General features: G+C 64.3%; 26 protein-coding genes and 2 tRNA genes. 23 read left to right on the top strand and 5 right to left on the bottom strand.

The window, feature by feature from the left end; genetic code table 11:
• From hisD to ACE04A_RS27560, 13 genes are all read left to right on the top strand, one after another.
• Nucleotides 1-770: histidinol dehydrogenase (gene hisD, locus ACE04A_RS27620; RefSeq protein WP_485820726.1), on the top strand; the 770-nt coding region annotated here is incomplete at its 5' end.
• The gene (gene hisC / locus ACE04A_RS27615; RefSeq protein WP_485820725.1) at nt 767-1,873 is read left to right on the top strand and encodes a histidinol-phosphate transaminase; all 1,107 of its coding nucleotides are present in this window, start codon (nt 767-769) and stop codon (nt 1,871-1,873) included. The genes hisD and hisC, both read left to right, overlap by 4 nt.
• Before the next feature lies 1 nt (nt 1,874).
• Nucleotides 1,875-2,462 (top strand): imidazoleglycerol-phosphate dehydratase HisB, encoded by a 588-nt coding sequence (gene hisB, locus ACE04A_RS27610; protein WP_006216836.1) that lies wholly within the window; start codon nt 1,875-1,877, stop codon nt 2,460-2,462.
• Nucleotides 2,463-2,495: 33 nt separating this feature from the next.
• Complete coding sequence (gene hisH / locus ACE04A_RS27605) at nt 2,496-3,194, top strand: imidazole glycerol phosphate synthase subunit HisH (RefSeq protein ID WP_100853532.1); 699 nt, start codon at nt 2,496-2,498, stop codon at nt 3,192-3,194.
• Between the two features lie 57 nt (nt 3,195-3,251).
• Complete coding sequence (hisA, locus tag ACE04A_RS27600; protein ID WP_046805342.1) at nt 3,252-3,992, top strand: 1-(5-phosphoribosyl)-5-[(5-phosphoribosylamino)methylideneamino]imidazole-4-carboxamide isomerase; 741 nt, start codon at nt 3,252-3,254, stop codon at nt 3,990-3,992.
• On the top strand, nt 3,989-4,810 hold the full coding sequence (gene hisF, locus ACE04A_RS27595) for an imidazole glycerol phosphate synthase subunit HisF (RefSeq protein ID WP_259251458.1): 822 nt from the start codon (nt 3,989-3,991) through the stop codon (nt 4,808-4,810). The genes hisA and hisF overlap by 4 nt, the downstream gene beginning before the upstream one ends.
• A 2-nt stretch (nt 4,811-4,812) precedes the next feature.
• Nucleotides 4,813-5,217, top strand: a complete 405-nt coding sequence (gene hisI / locus ACE04A_RS27590; RefSeq protein WP_485820724.1) for a phosphoribosyl-AMP cyclohydrolase — start codon at nt 4,813-4,815, stop codon at nt 5,215-5,217.
• Entirely contained in the window at nt 5,214-5,564 is a 351-nt protein-coding gene (locus tag ACE04A_RS27585) for a phosphoribosyl-ATP diphosphatase (protein ID WP_100853535.1), read from the top strand. Before hisI ends, ACE04A_RS27585 begins: the two co-directional genes overlap by 4 nt.
• Nucleotides 5,565-5,581: 17 nt before the next feature.
• Complete coding sequence (locus tag ACE04A_RS27580) at nt 5,582-5,950, top strand: histidine triad nucleotide-binding protein (RefSeq protein ID WP_448716831.1); 369 nt, start codon at nt 5,582-5,584, stop codon at nt 5,948-5,950.
• A gap of 14 nt (nt 5,951-5,964) precedes the next feature.
• The gene (gene tatA / locus ACE04A_RS27575) at nt 5,965-6,192 is read left to right on the top strand and encodes a Sec-independent protein translocase subunit TatA (RefSeq protein ID WP_100853537.1); all 228 of its coding nucleotides are present in this window, start codon (nt 5,965-5,967) and stop codon (nt 6,190-6,192) included.
• Nucleotides 6,193-6,264: 72 nt separating this feature from the next.
• Complete coding sequence (gene tatB / locus ACE04A_RS27570; RefSeq protein WP_447987717.1) at nt 6,265-6,834, top strand: Sec-independent protein translocase protein TatB; 570 nt, start codon at nt 6,265-6,267, stop codon at nt 6,832-6,834.
• Nucleotides 6,831-7,622 carry a twin-arginine translocase subunit TatC gene (gene tatC, locus ACE04A_RS27565; RefSeq protein WP_259251454.1) on the top strand — a complete coding sequence of 264 codons (792 nt, stop codon included), beginning with the start codon at nt 6,831-6,833 and terminating at the stop codon, nt 7,620-7,622. The genes tatB and tatC overlap by 4 nt, the downstream gene beginning before the upstream one ends.
• Before the next feature lie 190 nt (nt 7,623-7,812).
• A complete protein-coding gene (locus tag ACE04A_RS27560) occupies nt 7,813-8,202 on the top strand; it encodes a helix-turn-helix domain-containing protein (protein ID WP_448716829.1) in 390 nt (129 codons plus the stop codon).
• A 31-nt stretch (nt 8,203-8,233) separates the two neighbouring features.
• Here the strand turns inward: ACE04A_RS27560 and ACE04A_RS27555 are convergent, their stop codons facing one another.
• Entirely contained in the window at nt 8,234-9,394 is a 1,161-nt protein-coding gene (locus ACE04A_RS27555; protein WP_485812096.1) for a trypsin-like peptidase domain-containing protein, read from the bottom strand.
• Between the two features lie 19 nt (nt 9,395-9,413).
• On the opposite strand from ACE04A_RS27555, the gene ACE04A_RS27550 reads away from it, so the two are divergent.
• The gene (locus tag ACE04A_RS27550) at nt 9,414-10,190 is read left to right on the top strand and encodes a Nif3-like dinuclear metal center hexameric protein (protein ID WP_259251451.1); all 777 of its coding nucleotides are present in this window, start codon (nt 9,414-9,416) and stop codon (nt 10,188-10,190) included.
• Between the two features lie 79 nt (nt 10,191-10,269).
• Here the strand turns inward: ACE04A_RS27550 and mscL are convergent, their stop codons facing one another.
• Nucleotides 10,270-10,716, bottom strand: coding sequence for a large conductance mechanosensitive channel protein MscL (gene mscL / locus ACE04A_RS27545; RefSeq protein WP_259251450.1), 447 nt, complete (start codon nt 10,714-10,716; stop codon nt 10,270-10,272).
• 140 nt (nt 10,717-10,856) lie between these two features.
• Here mscL and petA point away from each other — a divergent pair, with 140 nt between their 5' ends.
• From petA to ACE04A_RS27515, 6 genes are all read left to right on the top strand, one after another.
• Entirely contained in the window at nt 10,857-11,498 is a 642-nt protein-coding gene (gene petA / locus ACE04A_RS27540) for a ubiquinol-cytochrome c reductase iron-sulfur subunit (protein ID WP_485820723.1), read from the top strand.
• 73 nt (nt 11,499-11,571) lie between these two features.
• On the top strand, nt 11,572-12,960 hold the full coding sequence (locus ACE04A_RS27535; protein WP_100853545.1) for a cytochrome b: 1,389 nt from the start codon (nt 11,572-11,574) through the stop codon (nt 12,958-12,960).
• A gap of 23 nt (nt 12,961-12,983) precedes the next feature.
• On the top strand, nt 12,984-13,844 hold the full coding sequence (locus ACE04A_RS27530) for a cytochrome c1 (RefSeq protein WP_100853546.1): 861 nt from the start codon (nt 12,984-12,986) through the stop codon (nt 13,842-13,844).
• A 152-nt stretch (nt 13,845-13,996) separates the two neighbouring features.
• Entirely contained in the window at nt 13,997-14,608 is a 612-nt protein-coding gene (locus tag ACE04A_RS27525) for a glutathione S-transferase N-terminal domain-containing protein (RefSeq protein WP_050448901.1), read from the top strand.
• 13 nt (nt 14,609-14,621) lie between these two features.
• Nucleotides 14,622-15,077 carry a ClpXP protease specificity-enhancing factor gene (locus tag ACE04A_RS27520; protein WP_259251448.1) on the top strand — a complete coding sequence of 152 codons (456 nt, stop codon included), beginning with the start codon at nt 14,622-14,624 and terminating at the stop codon, nt 15,075-15,077.
• 167 nt (nt 15,078-15,244) lie between these two features.
• Nucleotides 15,245-15,320: transfer RNA gene (locus tag ACE04A_RS27515), tRNA-Thr, on the top strand.
• A 79-nt stretch (nt 15,321-15,399) separates the two neighbouring features.
• On the opposite strand, the gene ACE04A_RS27510 is transcribed toward ACE04A_RS27515, so the two are convergent.
• The 3 genes from ACE04A_RS27510 to ACE04A_RS27500 all read right to left on the bottom strand — a co-directional run bounded on the left by ACE04A_RS27510 (nt 15,400) and on the right by ACE04A_RS27500 (nt 19,346).
• Nucleotides 15,400-16,788, bottom strand: a complete 1,389-nt coding sequence (locus ACE04A_RS27510; protein WP_100853558.1) for a GntP family permease — start codon at nt 16,786-16,788, stop codon at nt 15,400-15,402.
• A gap of 140 nt (nt 16,789-16,928) precedes the next feature.
• Complete coding sequence (locus ACE04A_RS27505) at nt 16,929-17,894, bottom strand: Bug family tripartite tricarboxylate transporter substrate binding protein (protein ID WP_485820722.1); 966 nt, start codon at nt 17,892-17,894, stop codon at nt 16,929-16,931.
• 30 nt (nt 17,895-17,924) lie between these two features.
• Entirely contained in the window at nt 17,925-19,346 is a 1,422-nt protein-coding gene (locus ACE04A_RS27500; RefSeq protein ID WP_485820721.1) for an amidase, read from the bottom strand.
• 188 nt (nt 19,347-19,534) lie between these two features.
• Between ACE04A_RS27500 and ACE04A_RS27495 the strand changes: the two genes are divergently transcribed.
• The 3 genes from ACE04A_RS27495 to gcvA all read left to right on the top strand — a co-directional run bounded on the left by ACE04A_RS27495 (nt 19,535) and on the right by gcvA (nt 21,696).
• On the top strand, nt 19,535-20,335 hold the full coding sequence (locus ACE04A_RS27495) for an IclR family transcriptional regulator (protein ID WP_259251444.1): 801 nt from the start codon (nt 19,535-19,537) through the stop codon (nt 20,333-20,335).
• 65 nt (nt 20,336-20,400) lie between these two features.
• Nucleotides 20,401-20,476, top strand: a tRNA-Asn gene (locus tag ACE04A_RS27490).
• A 293-nt stretch (nt 20,477-20,769) separates the two neighbouring features.
• Nucleotides 20,770-21,696 carry a transcriptional regulator GcvA gene (gcvA, locus tag ACE04A_RS27485; RefSeq protein WP_448715746.1) on the top strand — a complete coding sequence of 309 codons (927 nt, stop codon included), beginning with the start codon at nt 20,770-20,772 and terminating at the stop codon, nt 21,694-21,696.
• Nucleotides 21,697-21,777 lie beyond the last annotated feature (81 nt).

Raw genomic sequence — 21,777 nt, 5'->3', positions numbered from 1 at the left:
CCCCCCGCGGCGGCGTGGACCGCGTGTTCGCCATCGGCGGCGCGCAAGCCGTGGGCGCGCTGGCCTACGGCACCGCCACCGTGCCCGCCGTGGACAAGATCGTCGGCCCCGGCAACGCCTATGTGGCCGCCGCCAAGCGCCGCGTGTTCGGCGTGGTCGGCATCGACATGATTGCCGGCCCCAGCGAAATCCTGGTCATCTGCGACGGCAAGACGCCGGCCGACTGGATCGCCATGGATCTGTTCTCGCAAGCCGAGCACGACGAATTGGCGCAATCCATCCTGCTCTGTCCGGATGCGGCCTTCATCGAAGAAGTCGAAGCCGCCATCGCGCGTCTCTTGCCCACGATGCCGCGCGCCGACATTCTGCGCGTCAGCCTGGCCAATCGCGGTGCGCTGATCCAGGTGCAAAGCCTGGAAGAAGCCTGCCAGATCGCCAACGACATCGCGCCCGAGCACTTGGAAATCTCCACCGAACAGCCTGAGATCTGGACCGCCAAGATCCGCCATGCCGGCGCCATCTTCATGGGCCGTTTCAGCTCGGAAGCGCTGGGCGACTACTGCGCCGGCCCCAACCACGTGCTGCCCACGTCGCGCACCGCGCGCTTTTCGTCGCCGCTGGGCGTGTACGACTTCCAGAAGCGTTCCAGCCTGATCCAGGTGTCGCACCAAGGCGCGCAAACGCTGGGCCGCATCGCCGCCGAACTGGCGCTGGGCGAAGGCCTGCAAGCGCACGCCGCCAGCGCCCAGTACCGGATCGACAAGCCATGAGCGCGGCCCCGGCGGCAAGCGTCGCTGGCCGCATCCAAGGCACCCTGCGCGCGGACGTCCTCGCACTGGCCGCGTACCCGGTCGCCCACGCGGATGGCTGCATCAAGCTGGACGCGATGGAATGCCCGTATGAACTGCCCGAGGCAGTGCGCGACGACATCGCCCGCGCCGTGCGCGACACGCCACTGAACCGCTACCCCGCCGCCGATCTGTCCGCCTTGCAGCAGGCGGTGAAGGCCGGGTTCGGCGTGCCCGACGCGGCCGACGTGCTGTTTGGCAACGGCTCGGATGAACTCATCCACATCATCGTCCAGGCCTGTTGCAACCCGGGCGACGTGGTGCTGTCGCCGTGGCCGTCGTTCGTTTACTTCGACATGGCGGCGCGCTTTGACCACGCCCGCTTTGTCGGCGTGCCGCTGACCGAGGATCTGACCCTGGATCTGCCGGCAATGCTGGCCGCCATCCAGGAACATCAGCCCAAGGTGGTGTTCCTGGCCGTGCCCAACAACCCCACCGGCGGCCTCTGGTCCGACGAAGACGTGCAGGCCATCATCGCCGCCGCCCCCGGACTGGTGGTGCTGGACGAGGCCTATCAGCCCTTCGCCGACCGTACCTGGATGCCACAAGTGCTGGACGCCCCCAACGTGGTCGTCATGCGCACGGTGTCCAAGATCGGCCTGGCCGGCCTGCGTTTCGGTTACCTGGCCGGCCATCCCGACTGGATCGCCGAACTGAACAAGCTGCGCCCGCCCTACAACCTGGACGTGCTGACGCAGGCCACGTTGATGGCGGTGCTGCGCCACAAGCCCGTGCTGGACGAACAGGCCGCGCGCCTGCGCGCCGCCCGCGGCCCGCTGGCCGACGCGCTGGCCGCCTTGCCCGGCGTCAGGGTATTCCCTTCCGCCGGCAACTTTGTGCTTGCCCGCTTTTCCGGCAAGCTGGATGGCAACGCCGTGCATCTTGCGCTGAAAACGCGCAAAATATTGATTCGCAACTTTTCCAACGCCCATCCGCTCCTGGCAAACTGCCTGCGCATCTCGGTGGGCGCCCCGGCCGAGAACGCCGCCTTGCTGGCTGCCCTGCAAGAGATTTTGAGTGCTTAACATGCGTACCGCAGAGATCACCCGCAACACCAACGAAACCCGCATCCGCGTGGCCATCAATATCGACGGCACCGGCAAGCAGACGATCGACACGGGCGTGCCGTTCCTGGACCACATGCTGGACCAGATCGCGCGCCACGGCCTGATCGACCTGGACATCAAGGCCGAGGGCGACCTGCACATCGACGCGCACCACACCGTGGAAGACGTGGGCATCACGCTGGGCATGGCCATTGCCAAGGCCGTCGGCACCAAGGCCGGCCTGCGCCGCTACGGCCACGCCTACGTGCCGCTGGACGAAGCGCTGTCGCGCGTCGTGGTCGACTTCTCGGGCCGCCCGGGCCTGGAATATCACATCCCGTTCACGCGCGCCCACATCGGCAATTTTGATGTAGACCTGACGCGCGAGTTCTTCCAGGGGCTGGTCAACCACGCCCTCATCACCCTGCATATCGACAACCTGCGCGGCTTCAACGCCCACCATCAGGCTGAAACCGTGTTCAAGGCCTGTGGCCGCGCCCTGCGCATGGCCATGGAAGTCGATCCGCGCATGGGCGACGTCGTGCCCTCCACCAAGGGCGTGCTGTAACGTTCGCCAACCCCAACGCAGCAGGCAAAAGAAGTGACCACTATCGCCATCGTTGACTACGGAATGGGCAATTTCCACTCCGTCGCCCGCGCCCTGAAGTTCGCCGCGCCCGACGCGGACATCCGCATCTGCAACCAGCCCCAAGACATTGACGCGGCCGACCGCGTGGTGTTTCCCGGGCAGGGCGCCATGGCGGACTGCATGCGCACCCTGAATGAATCCGGCCTGCGCGAAGCCGTCGTGCGCGCTGCCCGCAACAAGCCCTTGCTGGGCGTGTGCGTGGGCGAACAGATGCTGTTTGACTCCAGCGAAGAAGGCGGCACGTCGTGCCTGGGCCTGTTCCCCGGCGTGGTGCGCCGTTTTTCGGGCCCGCGCTTTGCCGACCTGATCCCCGCCGATGACGAAGCCTGCCTGGCCGACACCGGCGACGCGGGTCTGGCCGACACCCGCCCCGAACGGCTCAAAGTGCCGCACATGGGATGGAACAAAGTCCGCCAGACGCGCTCTCATCCCATCTGGGCCGGTATTCCGGACGACACGCACTTCTATTTCGTCCATAGTTACTACGCCGATCCGGATGATTCCAGCCTGACAGTTGGTGAAACCGATTACGGAGTCGCCTTTACCTGCGCGGTGGCGGCGGCTAACATTTTCGCGGTGCAGTTCCACCCCGAGAAGAGCGCCGAACACGGTTTGCGCCTGTATCGCAATTTTGTAGACTGGCAGCCGTAGGTCACGGACCTGCATGCGCCAGCCCATTCAACCCCTCTTTCTTTTTTGCTGCCCACCATGCTGCTGATCCCCGCCATCGATCTCAAAGACGGGCGCTGCGTGCGCCTGCGCCAGGGTGACCTGGACGATGCAACGGTGTTCTCCGAAGACCCCGCCGCCATGGCCACTCGTTGGCTAGACCAGGGCGCGCGCCGCCTGCATCTGGTCGATTTGAACGGCGCCGTTGCCGGCAAGCCGAAGAACGAAGCGCCCATCAAGGCCATTCTGGAGGCCGTCGGCGACGACATCCCCGTCCAGATCGGCGGCGGCATTCGCGACCTCGACACCATCGAACGCTACCTTGACGCCGGCATTTCGTACGTCATCATCGGCACCGCCGCGGTCAAGAACCCGGGCTTCCTGCAAGACGCCTGCGGCGCTTTCCCCGGCCAGATCATCGTTGGCCTGGACGCCCGCGACGGCAAGATCGCCACCGACGGCTGGAGCAAGCTGACCCGCCACGACGTGCTGGACCTGGCCAAGAAGTTCGAAGACTACGGCTGCGAGGCCATCATCTACACCGACATCGGCCGTGACGGCATGCTGTCGGGCGTCAACGTCGAAGCCACGGTCCGCCTGGCCCAACACGTGCGCATTCCCGTGTACGCCTCGGGCGGCATCGCCGGCATCCAGGACATCGAAGCCCTGTGCGCCGTCGAAGAAGAGGGCGTCGAAGGCGCCATCCTGGGCCGCAGCATCTACGAAGGCACGCTTGATTTCCAGGCAGCCCAGGCTCGCGCCGACGAATTGGCAAAATGACCATCTCTCCCAGCAGCACCGAGGCCGGCGCGCCTGTACCAAGCGCGCTGACCCGCCGCATCATCCCCTGCCTTGACGTTACCGCCGGCCGCGTCGTCAAGGGCGTGAACTTCGTCAACCTGCTGGACGCGGGCGACCCCGTCGAGATCGCCCGCCGTTACAACGAGCAGGGCGCCGACGAGCTCACCTTCCTGGACATCACCGCCACCAGCGACGGCCGCGACCTGATCCTGCCCATCATCGAGCAGGTGGCGTCCCAGGTGTTCATCCCGCTGACGGTGGGCGGCGGCGTGCGCCAGGTGTCTGACATCCAGCGCCTGCTGAACGCTGGCGCCGACAAGATCAGCATCAACAGCGCCGCCGTGGCCAACCCCGAGCTGGTTCGGGCCGCGTCCGACTACCACGGCTCGCAATGCGTGGTGGTCGCCATCGACGCGCGCCGCGTATCGGCGGCGGGCGAACCGGCGCGCTGGGAAGTCTTCACGCACGGCGGCCGCAAGGCCACCGGGCTGGACGCCGTGGCTTGGGCGCGCCGCATGGCCGCCTACGGCGCGGGCGAAATCCTGTTGACCAGCATGGACCGCGACGGCACCAAGTCCGGCTTCGACCTGGAACTGACGCGCGCCGTGTCCGACGCCGTGCCGGTGCCCGTCATCGCCTCGGGCGGCGTGGGCAACCTGCAGCACCTGGCCGATGGTGTCACCACCGGCCGCGCCAGCGCCGTGCTGGCCGCCAGCATCTTCCACTTCGGCCAGCACACCGTTGGCGAGTGCAAGCGCTTCATGGCCGAACAAGGCATTTCCGTACGCTTGGATTAACTATGAGCACCGAACCCGCCTGGATGGCTGACGTCGTTTTCGACGAAAACGGCCTGATTCCCGCCATCGCCCAAGACGCCGAAAACGGCCAGATCATGATGGTCGCCTGGATGAACCGCGAATCGCTGGCCGAAACGGCCGCCACCGGCCGCGCAGTGTACTGGTCGCGTTCGCGCCAACGCCTGTGGCGCAAGGGCGAGGAATCCGGACACGTGCAGGAAGTGCACGAATTGCGCCTGGATTGCGACGGCGACGTCATCCTGCTAAAGGTCCACCAGGAAGGCGGCATTGCCTGCCACACCGGCCGCGCAAGCTGCTTTTTCCGCCGCCTGGAAGGGCCGACGGACCACGCCTCCTGGGTCACGGTCGCCCCCGTGCTCAAAGACCCCGAACTGATCTACAAATGACCGATCAAACGCTAAGCGCCGCCGACATCCTGGCGCGCATCGCCGACACGCTGGAAACCCGCCGCCCAGAAAACGGCGGCGACCCGACCGCGTCCTATTCCGCCAAGCTGCTGGCCAAGGGCCCCGATTCCTTCCTGAAGAAAATCGGCGAAGAAGCCACGGAACTGGTCATGGCCGCGAAAGACGGCGTGCCGGAACGCATTGTCAGCGAAACGGCCGACCTGTGGTTTCACTGCCTGGTCGCGCTGACGCATTTCAAGCTGCGGCCGGAAGACGTGCTGGCCGAATTGGCCCGCCGCGAAGGCCTGTCGGGTCTGGCCGAAAAAGCCAGCCGCCCCAAAGACTGACCCCGGAGCCCGGAAACATGAGCGACAACTGTCTTTTCTGCAAGATCGCCGCTGGCGAGATCCCGTCCAAGAAGATCTATGAGGACGAGGACTTTGTTGCATTTCACGATATCAATCCGGCAGCACCGGTGCATTTGCTGCTGATCCCTCGACGTCATGTCACATCCATGCAGGATATTACGGGCGAGGACGCAGGTTGGTTGGGTAGAATGATGTCGTTGGCGCCGCGGCTAGCAGCCGAAAACGGTTGCCGTCCGGGCCCTGATGGCGGATTTCGCATCATGATCAACTCTGGCGTCGAAGGCGGCCAGGAAGTCCCGCATTTGCATTTCCACATCATTGGCGGCTCGCGACCCTGGAAAGGACGCGTGGCCCCCACCGCGTAATTCGGAGAAACATCATGGGTAGTTTCAGCATTTGGCATTGGTTGGTTGTTCTGGTCATCGTGGCGCTGATCTTCGGCACCAAGAAGCTGCGCAACATCGGTTCGGATCTGGGCGGCGCGGTCAAGGGCTTCAAGGAAGGCATGAAGGACGCCAACGGCGACAAGCCGGCGGACCCGATCGCGCAGCAGCGCGTGTCCGATGACACCATCGACGTGCAGGCCAAGGAAAAGACCAACTCCTGAGCCACGGCTCTTATCCCGGGCCCGCCCTGAAAGGGCCGGCCCTTATTGCTTCATTTCCCGAGCGGCCGTCGCATGTTTGATGTCAGTTTCACTGAACTGATGGTGGTCGGCGTCATCGCCTTGATCGTCATCGGTCCCGAACGCCTGCCCAAGGTTGCCCGCACCATCGGCCACCTGTTGGGTCGCGCGCAGCGTTACGTCAACGACGTTAAGTCCGATATCCAACGCGAAATCGAAATCGACGAGCTGCGCAAATTCAAAAGCGAAATGGAAGACGCCGCGCAAGGCGTGCAACAGTCGCTGAATGAAACGCACGCTTCCTTGCAAGAGCCGGTTCAGCAATTCCGTGCCGAACTCGACGAAGTGGCCCGTGAAGCCAATGGCAAGGTCGCACCCGTGATCGTGGGCGACGCCCCGGCCCCCGCTGCCGCTGCCCCGGCCGAACCCGCGCCCGAACCCGCACGCACCATCGCGCCCCCCGGGCAAAGCCACAACCTGGACCTGGATCTGCCGCCCGCGGCCGAATCCAGCCCGGCTGCGCCCCCCGCCTCTCAACAACCTGCCCCGGCGCCCCGCGCGCCCAAGGCTGACGACGCCGCGCCCGCCGCCAAGCCCGTCCCGCCCTCCGGAACACCGACGTGACCCAGGACGCTTCCCAAGAAGAAGGCCAGCAAGAGACCTTCATCTCTCACCTGGTTGAATTGCGCACCCGCCTGATGCGCGCCGTCGGCGCGGTAGTGGCCGTGTTCATCGTGCTGTTCATCTATCCCGGCGCATCAGCCATTTACGACGTGCTGGCGGCCCCCATGCTGGCATCGCTGCCCCAAGGCACGCGCATGATTGCCACGGGCGTCATCACGCCGTTCATGGTGCCGGTCAAGGTCACGATGATGGCCGCGTTCATCGTGGCGCTGCCCGTCGTGCTCTACCAGGCCTGGGCCTTTGTGGCGCCCGGTCTGTACCGCCACGAAAAGCGCCTGGCGCTGCCGCTGATCGTCTCCAGCACGTTCCTGTTCATCGCGGGCATGGCGTTCTGCTACTTCGTGGTGTTCCGCACGGTGTTCCATTTCATTGCCACGTTCGCGCCGCAGTCCATCACGCCGGCCCCGGACATCGAGGCCTACCTGAGCTTCGTCATGACGATGTTCATGGCGTTCGGGATCACCTTCGAAGTGCCCGTGGCCGTGGTGCTGCTGGTGAAGATGGGCGTCGTCGAACTGTCCAAGCTGCGGGCCGCGCGCGGTTACGTGGTGGTGGGCGCCTTCATCATCGCCGCCGTGGTCACGCCACCCGACGTGGTCAGCCAGTTCATGCTGGCCGTGCCGCTGTGCCTGCTGTATGAAGTTGGGCTGATCTGCGCCCGCATGGTCACGCCCAAGCCCGGCGCGGCCGACGACGCTGTCTCTGATTCACTGACAGAACGCCACTGACAGAGCTGCGCTGAGCCTGCGTTGCGTGGGGGCCCCTTCGGGCGGCCCTATTCACATCCGCCGCTTGCATCTGCCGCTCGTACTGCGCAATACATGGCGCAAGAAGCGGCGCAAGACTCCATGCAGACGCGGCACAGTATCGGACTCTTTCACTCTTGTCGGCGCCCGGCCGCCACCCTACATTGATGGCATGTCGCCTGCTCAAAGGCTGCGCGCCCTGATGCGGTGGCGCGGCATCCACAGCCAAAACCAATTGGCGCGCCTTTCCGGCGTGCCGCAATCCTGCATCCACCGAATTCTTACCCGCGATGAGCACTACGCCCCCTCGCGCGCCACCTTGCTGCGGCTGGCGAAAGCGTTGGACACCACCGTCCCGTGGTTGAGCGACGGCGTGGTGAGCGTGACGGAATTCGGCGCAAGCTGCTTGCCAACAACCGCTACGCCGGATGCGCCGGCAGCCGCCCCGGACAGCTACTGCGCCGAGATCGGCGCATTGCTGCAGAGCCAACCCGACAGCACGAAAAAAGCCGTGTTGTCGATGGTGCGCCTGCTGGCCGAACGGCAACCGCCCGATGCCTAGCGATCTGCCAGGCAGGGCGCACCGCAGCCCGCTAGCGCGGCTTGCCGGGACGCGTCCCAACCACCACGGCCACCTCGACCGCCTTGCCTGCGCGCAAGACGCCCAGCGTGGTGCGCTGGCCAGGCGGCAACTGCGCAATCTCGGCCAGCAATTGGGTGGTATCGGTCATGCGCTTGCCATTGACCGTCTGCACGATATCGCCCACGCGAAGGCCGGCGCGCGCGGCCGGGCCGTCGCGCATCACGCCAGCGATGATCACGCCGCGCGTGTCGTTCTTGAGTTCAAACGCACGGGCAAGCTCCGGCGTCACGTCCTGCGGTTCCACGCCCAGCCAGCCGCGCTTGACCGAGCCCGTCTTGACGATGTCGTCCATCACCTTGCGCGCAATCTCGATCGGCGTGGCAAAGCCGATGCCCATCGACCCGCCCGATTCGGAATAGATAGCGGTGTTGATGCCCACCAGATTGCCCTCGGCGTCCACCAGCGCGCCGCCGGAGTTGCCCGGGTTGATGGCAGCGTCGGTCTGGATGAAGCTTTCGTAGGTGTTCAGCCCCAGCCCATTGCGCCCCAACGCCGACACGATGCCCTGGGTGGTGGTCTGGCCCACGCCAAACGGGTTGCCTATCGCCAGCACCACATCACCCACCCGCAGGCCACGATCGGCGGCCAGCGTGGCGGCCGGAAGCGTCCTCAAGGAACTCAGCTTCAGCACGGCCAGATCCGTATCCGGGTCCGCGCCCACCACTTTCGCGGTGTCGCGCCGACCGTCGGTCAGCGCCACCTCGATGGCGTCAGCCGCCTGCACAACGTGATAGTTGGTCAACACATGGCCGTCCTGGCTCACGATGACGCCAGAGCCCAGGCTGGTCGTTGCCTGACGCCGGCTCATGCCCGGCACCTGGCCGAATAACTGGCGCAGCACCGGATCGTCGGGCAGCGGCACCAGCGGCACATTGACGTGCTTGGTCGTGTAAACGTTCACCACCGACGGCGCCGCGCGCGCCACGCCGTCCGCATACGATACCGGCCCCACGCCACTGCCGGCGGCTGGGCGCGCGGCCGCCGCGGCGGCAGGCTGCGCGGCCCCCGGCCCGGCAAGGCGCAGCAGGTCGGGCCGCAAGGTGGTGACCACGAATAGAATAGCCAGGCAGACCGTGACGGCCTGAGCAAATATCAGCCAATATCGGCGCATGATTCTGATAGGACGAGCAATGAAAAAAGTGGACTCTCACGTGCTGGCCAGTTGGCTGGACGACACCCTGCAAGCCGCCCGCTTCAAGGACTATTGCCCCAACGGCTTGCAAGTGGAGGGCCGATCCGAAGTCGCACACATTATCACCGGTGTCACCGCCAGCGAAGCGTTACTGCGCGCGGCAGTTGAACGGGGCGCCGACGCGGTGCTCGTGCACCACGGCTGGATGTGGCGCAACGAAGACCGGCGCGTGATCGGCACGCGCCGCACGCGCATGGCGCTGGCGCTGAAGAATGACCTGAATCTATACGCTTACCACTTGCCGCTGGATGCGCATCCCACGCTGGGCAACAACGCGCAACTGGCCCGCGTGCTGGGCCTGACTCCCGCGCGGCGCGACGATGGGTCGCCGCGCACCTGTGGGCAAGACAATCTGGTGTGGCTGGGCGAGGCCGCCGGCCTGAAGACCCTGGGCCAACTGGGCGCGCGCGTGGCCGAACGGCTGGGCCGGCAGCCGCTGGTAGTGGGCGACCCGGATCAACCCTTATCAAGCGTGGCGTGGTGCACCGGTGGTGCGCAGGGCATGCTGGCCGACGCCGTGGATGCCGGCGCCAGCGCTTACATCACAGGCGAAGTGTCTGAATCCACCGTGCACCTTGCACGCGAGACCGGCGTCGGCTTTATCGCGGCCGGCCACCACGCCACCGAGCGCTATGGCGCCCAGGCGCTGGGCCAGGCCGTCGCCGAGCAGTTCGGCATCAAGGTCGAATTCATCGACCTTGATAACCCGGCATAACGCAGTGGCGCCCGCTGCGGTTCAGTACCCAGCGGGCAGCAAGCCCGTGGCGCGCGCGCCACGCAGCGCTTGCCGTGTCTTATTTCTTGAGCAGGTCGCGGATTTCGCGCAGCAGCGCCACGTCTTCGGGCGTTGCGGCCGGCGCGGCCGGTGCTTCCTCGGCCTTGGTGCGGGCCTTGTAGATGGCTTTGACCATCCAGAAAATCACGAACGCCAACAACACGAAGTTGATGAGGATCGTCACGAAATTACCCCAGGCGAACACAGAAGCGCCCGCTTTGGTCAGGTCGGCATACGTCATCGGGCCGTTGTAGCCGGCAGGCATCGACAGCACAAAGAACTTGTTCGAAAAATCGACTGCGCCACCCAAGATGAAATTGACCAAGGGCATGATGATGTCTTTCACCATCGAATCGACGATCCTGCCGAAGGCAGCGCCGATAATCACACCCACCGCCAAGTCAACCGCGTTGCCTTTTACAGCGAAATCTCGGAATTCTTTGATGAAACCAGTCTTTTTGCTCATAAAAGCACTCCCATCGTGATACGCCCTTGAGTGGGCTGGCGCTATAATACGCGGTTGCTATGTTGTTACATATTCCCGCGAACCCGATGCCGCAGAAATGATGCTACTCGTAGAGCGGGCGCATCAACAAGGATAGGAAGATGAGTCAGGATACGCTGGTGCACGATGATGACGGTGCGGTTGATCCCAACCTGCCACCCGATCCTTCGCGACGTTTCTGGGTTACCACCGCCTGTGCTGTGGGTGGCGTAGCAGGTGTCGCAACGGCAGTGCCGCTTGTGAGCACATTTTCTCCCTCTGAAACGGCCCGCGCGGCCGGGGCCCCCGTTGAAGTGGATATCGGCGATATACCCGTCGGCTCCATGAAAACCGTGGAATGGCGTGGGAAACCGGTGTGGATCATGCACCGTTCTCCCGAACAGCTCGCCGCCCTCAAGACGCTGGACCCCTTGCTGGCCGACCCCGAATCCGAGCGGCCAGGCTTCACTCCCGAATATGCCAAGAACGAAGTTCGCTCGCGCAAGCCCGAGATCTTCGTTTGCGTCGGCATCTGTACTCACTTGGGCTGCTCGCCCACCTCGCACTTCGAAACAGGCGGCGGTGGCGGCATGGGCGCCAATTGGCAAGGCGGATTTCTCTGCCCCTGCCACGGCTCCACGTTCGACCTGGCTGGCCGGGTCTACAAGAACAAGCCTGCTCCCGATAATCTCGAAGTTCCGCCGTACCAGTATCTGAGCGATACCCGCATCATTGTGGGCGTCGATGAAGACAACAAGGCCTGACGCTCGCGTCGCGCTTTTTTCCCGATTACGTAAGTAAAACAAATACGCCACGTATTAGAGAAGGAGCCGTTACATGGCTGGCGAGAAAACCGTCGAGACAACAGGCCTGTTGGGGTGGCTGGACCGGCGTTTTCCGGTGACATCCACCTGGAAAGCCCATCTGTCCGAATACTACGCACCAAAGAATTTCAACTTCTGGTATTTCTTTGGCTCTCTGGCCTTATTGGTCCTGGTGCTGCAGATCGTGACCGGCATTTTCCTGGTCATGCATTACAAGCCGGACGCCGAACGCGCGTTCCAATCCGTTGAATACATCATGCGCGAGGTCCCCTGGGGCTGGCTCGTGCGCTACATGCATTCAACCGGCGCATCGATGTTCTTCGTCGTCGTCTACCTGCACATGCTGCGCGGGCTGCTTTACGGTTCCTACCGCAAGCCGCGCGAACTCGTGTGGATCTTCGGCGTGGCGATCTTCCTCTGTCTGATGGCGGAAGCCTTCTTCGGTTACCTGCTGCCGTGGGGCCAGATGTCGTATTGGGGCGCCCAGGTGATCGTGAACCTGTTCGCCGCCATTCCGTTCATCGGCCCGGAACTGTCTATCTGGATCCGCGGCGACTACGTCGTGTCGGACGCCACCTTGAACCGCTTCTTCGCCTTCCACGTCATCGCGATTCCGCTGGTGCTCGTGGGCCTGGTCGCGGCTCACCTGGTGGCGCTGCACGAAGTCGGCTCGAACAACCCGGACGGCATCGAAATCAAGCAGGGCCCGAAAGACAAGTACGGCCGGCCCAAGGATGGCATCCCGTTCCACCCGTTCTATTCCGTGCATGACCTGATGGGCGTGGCGGGCTTCCTGCTCGTGTTCGCGTTCATCGTGTTCTTCGCGCCGGAAATGGGCGGCTACTTCCTCGAGTACAACAACTTCATTCCTGCTGACTCGCTGAAGACGCCTCCGCACATTGCGCCGGTCTGGTACTTCACGCCGTTCTACTCGATGCTGCGAGCCACCACCGACGAATTCACGTGGGTGCTGGCGGGCGCGTCGGTACTGGGCGCGCTGGCGTTGCTGATCAAGAGCAACCTGCGCGGCATCCTGCGCATTGCCATCCCCGGCATCCTCATCGTCGTGGCCGTGCTGCTGCGCGTGATCGACGCCAAGTTCTGGGGCGTGGTGGCCATGGGTGGTACGGTCGTCATCCTGTTCTTCCTGCCCTGGCTGGACCATTCCCCGGTCAAGTCGATCCGCTACCGGCCCACGTGGCACAAGTGGATCTACGGCATCTTCATGGTCAACTTCCTGGTGCTCGGCTACATCGGTACGCAGCCGCCCAGTCCGCCGTTGAACATCACGTCGCAAATCGGCACGCTGCTGTACCTGGCATTTTTCTTCCTGATGCCGGTCTGGAGCCGCCTTGGCACCTTCAAGCAAGTGCCCGAGCGCGTTACGTTCCACGCCCACTGAGCCCACCAGATAACGGATTAACCATGATCAAGAAGCTGATTGGTGCCGTGGCCTTGATGCTCACGTGTACCACCGCATTTGCCGCCGAAGGCGGTTTCCCCCTGGACAAGGCGCCGTACCGCGTCAACGACATGTCGTCGCTGCAAAACGGCGCCAAGCTGTTCGTCAACTACTGCCTGAACTGTCATAGCGCGTCCTCGATGCGCTACAACAAGCTCAAGGACATTGGCCTGACCGACCAGCAAATCAAGGAAAGCCTGCTGTTCACCGGCGAAAAGGTGGGCGACATGATGCATATCGCCATGACGCCCCAGGACGCCAAGAAGTGGTTTGGCACGACGCCCCCGGATTTATCCGTGATCGCCCGCGCCAAATCGGTCAACGCCGGCCCGTCCGGCGCCGACTACATCTACACCTACCTGCGCACCTTCTACCGCGACACGTCGCGCGCCACGGGCTGGAACAACCTGGTTTTCCCGTCCGTGGGCATGCCGCACGCCCTCTGGGAACGCCAGGGTCCGCGCGAGCTGACGACCGTGGCCATGCATGAAGTGGAAGTCAAGGATGCCAAGGAAGGCGCACCCAAAAACTGGGAACGCATCACGACGGTGTACGATGCTCAAGGTTTTTCCACGGTCAAGGCCGAACCGGTAGCTGATTACCACGGCCATGCCACCTTTGATGCCAAATTTAAGGCCGCCAACCCGGCCCAAGTCGCAACATACGACAACGACGTCGCAGACCTGACCGCATTCATGTCCTGGATGGCTGAGCCCGTCCAGACATTGCGCGTCCGCATCGGCGTCGGCGTCATGTTGTTCCTGCTGTTGTTCTTCCTGGTTACGTGGCGCTTGAACGCCTCGTACTGGAAACACGTGCGCTAACCGCAACGCCCCGCCAGGCATGCAAGCCGCTACCTCATTAATAAGGGACGGCAACGGAGGATAGGGCCGTACGCCTATCCCGCCTGGCAATCGGGGCCAGCGCCTGCTAGATTTAGGCGCTGGCCTTTCGTTTTTCATAAAGGACTTTCACCATGATGGTGCTCTATTCCGGAACCACGTGTCCGTTTTCGCAACGCTGCCGCTTCGTGTTGTTCGAAAAGGGTATGGACTTCGAGATCCGTGACATCGACCTGTACAACAAGCCCGAAGACATCGCGGTGATGAACCCGTACGGTCAAGTGCCCATCCTGGTCGAGCGCGACCTGATCCTGTACGAGTCCAACATCATCAACGAGTACATCGACGAGCGCTTCCCGCATCCGCAACTGATGCCGGCCGATCCCGTCATGCGTGCCCGTACCCGCCTGTTCCTGTACAACTTCGAGAAAGAACTGTTTGTTCACGTCTCGACGCTGGAAGACCGCAGCACCAAGCCCGACGAGAAGAAGCTGGCCAACGCGCGCCAGAACATTCGCGATCGCCTGGCCCAGTTGGCCCCGATGCTGCTGAAGAACAAGTACATGCTGGGCGAAGAGTTCTCGATGCTCGACGTGGCCGTGGCCCCGCTCCTGTGGCGCCTGGATCACTACGGCATCGAACTGCCCAAGAACGCGGCTCCGCTGCAAAAGTACGCCGAACGCATCTTCTCGCGCCCGGCCTACATCGAAGCGCTGACGCCTTCGGAAAAAGTAATGCGTCGTTAAGGCTGGCTGTGTGATGGGTGAAACTTCGACCAAACCGTATCTGATCCGCGCACTGCATGAATGGTGCACCGACAACGGCTACACGCCGTACATCACCGTGCAGGTCGATGAGCACACCATGGTGCCCGTCGCGCATGTTCGTGACGGTCAGATCACACTGAACGTGGGCACGCTGGCCACCAACCGCTTGGTGCTGGGCAACGAATTCATTGAATTCCAAGCCCGCTTCAGCGGCGTGACCGAAAACGTCTACGTACCCGTCGGCGCCGTCAGCGCCATCTACGCGCGCGAAACCGGCGCGGGCATGGGCTTCGAAGTACAGCCCTATGAACCGCCGGAAGCAGGCGCCCAAGGCGCGGCGGAACCCGCTGCCCTGGAAGGCGTCGAGGCCCAGGCCGACGCCACGCCCAGCGACGACGGCGGCAACGACGACGAACCCAAGCGCCCGCGCCTGACTATCGTCAAGTAGTGTGCGTTACGCGGGGATGGCGTGCCCGGCACGCCCTCTCCGTGAACGCCGCTACCGCGCTCCTGTGGGATTCAAATTGAATGTTGGCGGCGTCCCGTGCCAGTCCGCACGCGGCGCCGCCGATTTTTCATTACAATGCAGTCCCTGCGCGTGCCCCGGCACGCCGTGCCGGTGTAGCTCAGTTGGTAGAGCAGCTCACTTGTAATGAGAAGGTCGAGGGTTCGATTCCTTTCACCGGCACCAGAAACTACCGCGCGATTGCCAAAAAAAATCCCAGCCCATCCGGTTGGGATTTTTGCTTTTCAACCGCACCCCGCCGCCCTCAACCCAACGCCGGCAGCATGTTGAACAGCAGCACCATGATCAAGCCTGCTACCGCCACGATCGATTGCACGACGGAAATCGTTTTGGTGGCTTCGCCCATCGTCATGCCGAACGACTCTTTCACCATCCAGAAGCCGGCGTGATTGGCGTAGTTGAAGAATAGCGAGCCGCAGCCGATCGACAGCGCCAGCAGCGGCAGGTTCAAGGTGGGGTCCGATCCCGCCAGCGGCGCCAACAGGCCCGCCGCGCCCACGATGCCGACGGTGGCCGAGCCGGTGGACACCGATAACAGCATGGCGATCAGCCAGCCCAGGATCAATGGCGGGAACGCGAATTGATGCGTCAGGTGCACGATGGCGTCGCCCACCTTGGCGCTGGTCAGCACCTGCTGGAACGCGCCGCCGCCCGCGATGATCAGCATGATGCCGGCGATGGGCTTCAGGCTTTTGCCCAGGCCGTCTCGCAGCTTTTCGGCGTCGCCGCCGCGCATGAACACCAGCGTCACGGCGGCGAACAACACGCCCAGCAACATGGCGACCAGCGGGTTGCCCAGGAAGGCCGCCACGTGCATCAGGCTGGAATCCTTGGGCAGCAGCATCTCGGCCAGCGCGTGTACCAACATCAGCAGGGCGGGCAGCAAGGCAGCCAAGACACCCAGGCCGACGCTGGGTGCAGACGCGCCCGAACCGTGTTCCGTGGTGGCGGTGAACTGCTCCAGCAAGGCCTCGTCGGGGCGGGTCGTCATGCGCGGCGTGAGGAATGCACCGTACAACGGGCCACCCAGCACCATGGCCGGCAGGGCGGCCAGAAAGCCGTAGATCATCGTGGGACCGACCGTGGTCTTCAAGGTGGCGATGGCGGTCAGCGGGCCGGGATGCGGCGGCACCATGCCATGCATGGCGGCCAAGGCGGCAATGACCGGCACGCCCACGTAGATGTAGGCCGACCCTTTGAAGCGTTGCTGGCCTTCCAGCTTGCGCGCCACGCTGAAGATCAGCGGCAGCATGACCACCAGGCCCACTTCGAAGAACATGGGAATGCCGATGACGAACGCCACCAGCGTCATGGCCCACGGAATCATGCGGACGGACGTGCGCCGCAAAATGGCGTTGGCCAGGCGCTCGGTGGTGCCGGAATCCGCCAGGATCTTGCCCAGCATGGCGCCAAGCGCGATGACCACGCCGACCGCGCCCAGCGTTTTGCCCGCGCCGTCGGTCAGATTCTTCACAATGGCCGTGGGCGCCATGCCCGTGGCGAAACCGACACCGATCGACACGATCAATAGCGCCAGCAGCGGATGCATGCGTATGCGGGAAACGATAAGGGCGACCAGCACCAAGACGCTCACCAGGGCGGTGAGCAGCAACTGAATGTCGAACGAAGACATGGAGTAATCCAGAAAAATCGAGAGAGGTCGCGAGCCTTCTGGTTGCCATGATAAGGGATCAGCCTGACGCACATCGGTCACGCCGGAACTGCCGGACGAATAGGCAAATTCCGGCATGTGCGCCAAGCGCGTTCAGCCGATCAATCCGGCTTGATTCCCGCCGCCTTGATGATGGCCACATTGCGCTCCAGTTCGCTCTGCACCTTGGCGCGGAACGCGGCGGGGTCCTGGTAGGTTGCATCAAAGCCCAGTTCCTGCAACCGGGCGCGCGTGTCGGGTTCGGCCATCACGGCCTGGATTTCCTTGGACATTTTGGGCACGACGGGCTCGGGCGTGCCTTTGGGCATGACCACGCCGAACCAGGTCTGGAAGTCGTAGCCCGCCACGCCGCCTTCCGCCACGGTGGGCACATCGGGCACCAAGGACGAGCGCTCGCCGCCGGTCAAGGCCACCGCGCGCACCTTGCCTGCCTTGATCTGCGGCAGGCCCGCCACCAGCGTGTCGATCGACAACGGGATCTGGTTGCCGATCAGGTCCGTCATGGCGGGCGCGCTGCCGCGATAGGGCACGTGCAGCAGCTTGGCGCCGGTACGTTGGGCCAGCGATTCGCCGGCGATATGGGGCGTGGAGCCGTTGCCGAATGACCCGAAGCTAAGCGGCTGCGTGGCCGACTTGCTGGTGATGTCGGCCACCGTGCCGATGCCGGTCTGCGGATTGGTCAGGATCACGAACGGCGTGCTGCCCGCCACGGCCACATATTCATAGCTCTTGAGCGGGTCGTAATTCAGATTCGAATACAGCAACGGGTTCGACGTGAAGGTGGGCGCGCCCGTGATCATCAAGGTGTAGCCGTCAGGCGCCGCGCGCGCCACGGCCACCGCGCCGATGCTGGTGTTGGCGCCCGGCTTGTTCTCGATCACGACGGTCTGGCCCAGGCGCTCGCCCAGCTTGGCGGCAAACAGCCGGCCGATGACGTCGGTGGAGCCGCCAGGCGGGAACGGCACCACCATCGTGATCGGCTTGGACGGATACGTGTCGGCCGACGCCAGCAGCGGCGTGGCGGCCAGGACGCATAGCGCGAGGGCGCTCGAAAAGGCTTTCTTCATGGATTTCCCCTTGTGTTGTGTTTGGAATGGTCAGTCGGGCAGCACGGGCGTGCGGCGCCAGTGCTGGGTGGCAAGCTCGAACGCATGCGCCAATTGCAGCAGCGCGTGTTCCTGCCGATAGCGGCCAACGATCTGGATGCCGACCGGCAAGCCCTCATCGGTAAAGCCACAGGGCACGGAAATGGCGGGATGGCCGGTCAAGGACAGGTAATAGCCCGAGCGCATCCAGTCGATGTAGTTCTGCATCGACGTGTCTTCAATACGGCTGACGGTTTCCTCTTCCACCGGAAATGGCAGCACCTGGCTGACCGGGCCGATCAGGAATTCGTGGGTCTGCATGAAGGCATGCATGCGCGCGAACAGCGCCGCCCGGTCGCGCTCGGCCTGCAAGACGGCAGCGGGGGACTGGGTCAGCCCCAGTTCGATATTCCAGATCACCGTGTCTTTCAGTTGATGGCGATGTTCGCGCAGCGCGGCCTCGTAGCCCACCGCGAAAACCTGGCCGCGCAGCGCGTGGAAGGCGTCGTTGGCGCCGGTGAAATCCGGGCACGCCGGCTCCACCCGTGCGCCCAGGTCCGTGAAGACCGGCAACTGACGCTCCAGCACCTGCTTCACCGCGCGCTGCACCGGCAGGCCACCCCAGTCGGGCGCGTAGGCGATGCGCACGCCCTTGAAATCGCGCGACAGGCTGTCCAGGAAGCGCTCGGGGTCCTGTTCGATGGCCAGGGGGTCGCGCGCATCGGGGCCCGCCGTGGCGGCCAGCAGCAGCGCCACATCAGCCACGGTGCGCGCCATGGGGCCGGCAACCGTCAACGCGTTGTAGGGGCTGGCCGTTGGCCATTGCGGCACGCGGCCGGGCGAGGGGCGCAGGCCCACCACGTTGCAGAACGACGCCGGGTTGCGCAGCGAGCCGCCCATGTCCGTGCCGTCCGCCAGGGGCACCATGCGCGCGGCCAATGCCGCCGCCGCGCCGCCGCTGCTGCCGCCCGCCGTCATGCGCAGGTCGTACGGGTTGCGGGTGGCGCCGAAGACCGTGTTGAAGGTTTGCGAGCCCGCGCCGAATTCGGGCAGGTTGCTCTTGCCCAGCGTGATGGCGCCGGCCGCGCGTTCCCGGGTAACGATAAGGCTGTCGCGCTCGGGAACGAAGTCGCGATATAGCGGCGATCCGTAAGTCGTGCGCATGCCGGCCGTCAGGAATGAATCCTTGTGCACGATCGGCAGGCCATGCAGCAAGCCCAGCGGGTGGCCGTTCGCTTGCCGCTCGTCGGCCAAGGCGGCGTGGGCCAGCGCGCCTTCGGCGTCCAGGGTCACGACAGCGTTGACGTGGGGATTGCAGGCGTCGATACGCGCCAGGTGCGCGGCGGTGACGTCGCGGGCGCTGAGGTGGCCGGCGGCGATCTCGGCGCGCATCGCCACGGCGCTAAGGTCGCAAAGGGAAGAGGTGTTGCTCATAAAACGGGGCTCATGCGGGGACTCATTCAGCGGCGTTGGTGTATTGCTATGCGATACAAAGTATTGAATAATCAACTTTATAGTGCGTATTAGACGCCCGGACAATTCGGGGAAACTAGCCCCGGCAACGTCTTCGCGCCTCATCCACCCTTGCTTTCAGCCCCTTGCGCCCCCTAGGCTTCCCCTTCATGACGACTCGCAAAACCCCGCTTGCCGCCACCGCCACGCCCGACGCGGACGACGCCTTGTTTGTTGCCTCGCTGGAAAAAGGCATGCGGGTGCTGGATGCCTTTCGCGACGCCTCGGATTCACTGGGGCTGACCGACATCGCCACCCTGACCGGGCTGGGGAAAAGCGCCGCGCAGCGCTTCGTCCATACCTGGGAACGCCTGGGCTACCTGGTCAAGGACGCGGCCACGCGCCGCTACCGGCTGGGTCCGCGCGTGGTGGAGCTGGGCTACTTCTTTTTGCGCAACGACCGCCTCGTGTCCATGGCCGCGCCGCATCTGGTCGCGCTGCGTGACCGCTGCGGCCTGGCCGTGCACATGAGCGTGCTGGCGGGCAGTGACATGATCTATCTGCTGCGCCTGCCCAGTCGCCAACTGACCCTGGCCGAAATGCTGCCGGGCCGGCGCATGCCCGCGTGGTGCAACAGCGGCGGCCGCATGCTGCTGACCCAGCAGGACGACGACGTCATCCGTCAGGCGCTGCTGCACGCGCCGCCACGCGCCTTCACGCCGCGCACGGTGGTTGAGCCCGACGCCTTGCTGGCGCTGATCCGCCAAGCGCGCGACGACGGCTATGCGCTGACCGAAGACCAGGTGTTGCAGAACCAGGTGGGCGCGGCGGTGCTGTTGCGCGATGCGCGCGATGTGCCGCTGGCGGCCATCAGTGTCAGCGCGCCTCGGCATGATTACCCCAGCGATCGTTTGCTGCGCGATATCGTGCCGCAACTGTTCCGCACGGCCCACGCGATCCAGCACGCTTGAACAAAATTTTCAGGCCGCTTTGCATTCTTCCCATTTTTTGTGCATAATTCGGCCCCTCTACCTGTTCCCCGATAGCTCAGTCGGTAGAGCGACGGACTGTTAATCCGCAGGTCGCTGGTTCGAGCCCAGCTCGGGGAGCCAAGAATTCAGCAGTGCATGTAATGCTTGCAGCAAGACCGCAGCAAAACCCGCACCGCTAGCAGTACCCCTAAAAAAGCCCGCAACTTGTTTGCGGGCTTTTTGCATTGGTGCTTGGCATAAGTGCTTGCCACAAGCGTTTTGCACCCGTGCTTTGCTTCCCGGTATTCGAAGCGCGTAGCATGACGGGCATCCGTATCGACGTCACCCCGCGACGTCACCCCGCGACATCACCCCGCAACGCCATCTAGCGACATCAAAGCGCAACACCACCGAGCCACACCACCGCCTTCCCCATGCGTTCCACGCGATCCCTGCCCGCCCTGGTCTCCCTGCGCGCTTTTGAAGCGGCAGCGCGGCGCCTTAGTTTTTCGCTGGCCGCGCAGGAGCTCTTCGTCACGCAAAGCGCCATCAGCCACCACATCCAGCGGCTGGAAAGCGAACTGGGCGTTGCGCTCTTTGAACGCCGCACGCGCGCGGTGGCGCTGACGCCCGCCGGGCAGGCCTACTACGACCATGTGCACGCGGCATTCGAACTGCTGCGCCAAGGCACCGACCAGATTCGTGCGCCCGCCGCCGCGCGCGTCACGCTGAAGGTGGGCTTGCTGGCCTCGTTCGCCACGCGCTGGCTGGCTCCTCGGCTACCCGCGTTTGCCGCCGCGCATCCCGGCATCGACCTGCAATTGCAGCCCGACATTGGTCTGGCCGACGTGGCGGGCGGCGAGGTGGACGTGGCCATACGCTATGGTCGCGGAGCATGGCCCGGCGTGAGCGCGCGGCTGCTAATGACGGAAACCCTGTCCGTGGTTTGCGCGCCGGCGCTTGGGCGGGGACGCAAGCGTGCCCGCACCCCGGACGATCTGCTGCGCCACCCCCTGTTGACCTCGCACGCCAGGCAACCCTTTGAATGGGATGCCTGGGCGCGGCGGTTCGGCATGGACCTGGGCCGCGCCCAAACGGTGCGCCTGCATGACTACAACATCGTGGTCGAAGCCGCCTTGGCGGGACAAGGGCTGGCCATGGGCCGGCACCGGCTGATTGCCCCGCATCTGGCCAGCGGCGCGCTGGTGCAGGCATTGCCCGACGCCGTCCTGCAAGACCCCCGCATAGGCTGGTGGTTTGTGACACCACGCGGAGCGCTGTCTCCGGCTGCCCTCGCCTTGCGCGACTGGCTGGCCGAAGCCGCCCGGGCGGATGAGCCGGACGACGCCGGCACGCATTAGTTTGACTCATGCGTCGGGCGCAAGAATTGATTGGTCAGGCGGCGGCGCGGCCGATAGCATCAACAATTGCCTCCGTGCACT

Source organism: Achromobacter colocynthidis (assembly GCF_057334535.1).
The sequence above is the reverse complement of the archived record's forward strand: the minus strand, read 5'-3'. Positions and strand labels throughout refer to the sequence as shown.

Coding starts and splice junctions, on each gene's coding strand:
- hisA (WP_046805342.1), top strand. CDS start 3,252: ATGCTGCTGATCCCCGCCATCGATCTCAAAGACGGGCGCTGCGTGCGC.
- ACE04A_RS27520 (WP_259251448.1), top strand. CDS start 14,622: ATGGGTGAAACTTCGACCAAACCGTATCTGATCCGCGCACTGCATGAA.
- ACE04A_RS27525 (WP_050448901.1), top strand. CDS start 13,997: ATGATGGTGCTCTATTCCGGAACCACGTGTCCGTTTTCGCAACGCTGC.
- ACE04A_RS27510 (WP_100853558.1), bottom strand. CDS start 16,788: ATGTCTTCGTTCGACATTCAGTTGCTGCTCACCGCCCTGGTGAGCGTC.
- tatA (WP_100853537.1), top strand. CDS start 5,965: ATGGGTAGTTTCAGCATTTGGCATTGGTTGGTTGTTCTGGTCATCGTG.
- ACE04A_RS27505 (WP_485820722.1), bottom strand. CDS start 17,894: ATGAAGAAAGCCTTTTCGAGCGCCCTCGCGCTATGCGTCCTGGCCGCC.
- ACE04A_RS27585 (WP_100853535.1), top strand. CDS start 5,214: ATGACCGATCAAACGCTAAGCGCCGCCGACATCCTGGCGCGCATCGCC.
- hisI (WP_485820724.1), top strand. CDS start 4,813: ATGAGCACCGAACCCGCCTGGATGGCTGACGTCGTTTTCGACGAAAAC.
- tatB (WP_447987717.1), top strand. CDS start 6,265: ATGTTTGATGTCAGTTTCACTGAACTGATGGTGGTCGGCGTCATCGCC.
- ACE04A_RS27550 (WP_259251451.1), top strand. CDS start 9,414: ATGAAAAAAGTGGACTCTCACGTGCTGGCCAGTTGGCTGGACGACACC.
- ACE04A_RS27560 (WP_448716829.1), top strand. CDS start 7,813: ATGTCGCCTGCTCAAAGGCTGCGCGCCCTGATGCGGTGGCGCGGCATC.
- ACE04A_RS27530 (WP_100853546.1), top strand. CDS start 12,984: ATGATCAAGAAGCTGATTGGTGCCGTGGCCTTGATGCTCACGTGTACC.
- gcvA (WP_448715746.1), top strand. CDS start 20,770: ATGCGTTCCACGCGATCCCTGCCCGCCCTGGTCTCCCTGCGCGCTTTT.
- hisB (WP_006216836.1), top strand. CDS start 1,875: ATGCGTACCGCAGAGATCACCCGCAACACCAACGAAACCCGCATCCGC.
- hisC (WP_485820725.1), top strand. CDS start 767: ATGAGCGCGGCCCCGGCGGCAAGCGTCGCTGGCCGCATCCAAGGCACC.
- petA (WP_485820723.1), top strand. CDS start 10,857: ATGAGTCAGGATACGCTGGTGCACGATGATGACGGTGCGGTTGATCCC.
- ACE04A_RS27500 (WP_485820721.1), bottom strand. CDS start 19,346: ATGAGCAACACCTCTTCCCTTTGCGACCTTAGCGCCGTGGCGATGCGC.
- ACE04A_RS27535 (WP_100853545.1), top strand. CDS start 11,572: ATGGCTGGCGAGAAAACCGTCGAGACAACAGGCCTGTTGGGGTGGCTG.
- hisF (WP_259251458.1), top strand. CDS start 3,989: ATGACCATCTCTCCCAGCAGCACCGAGGCCGGCGCGCCTGTACCAAGC.
- mscL (WP_259251450.1), bottom strand. CDS start 10,716: ATGAGCAAAAAGACTGGTTTCATCAAAGAATTCCGAGATTTCGCTGTA.
- ACE04A_RS27495 (WP_259251444.1), top strand. CDS start 19,535: ATGACGACTCGCAAAACCCCGCTTGCCGCCACCGCCACGCCCGACGCG.
- ACE04A_RS27555 (WP_485812096.1), bottom strand. CDS start 9,394: ATGCGCCGATATTGGCTGATATTTGCTCAGGCCGTCACGGTCTGCCTG.
- ACE04A_RS27580 (WP_448716831.1), top strand. CDS start 5,582: ATGAGCGACAACTGTCTTTTCTGCAAGATCGCCGCTGGCGAGATCCCG.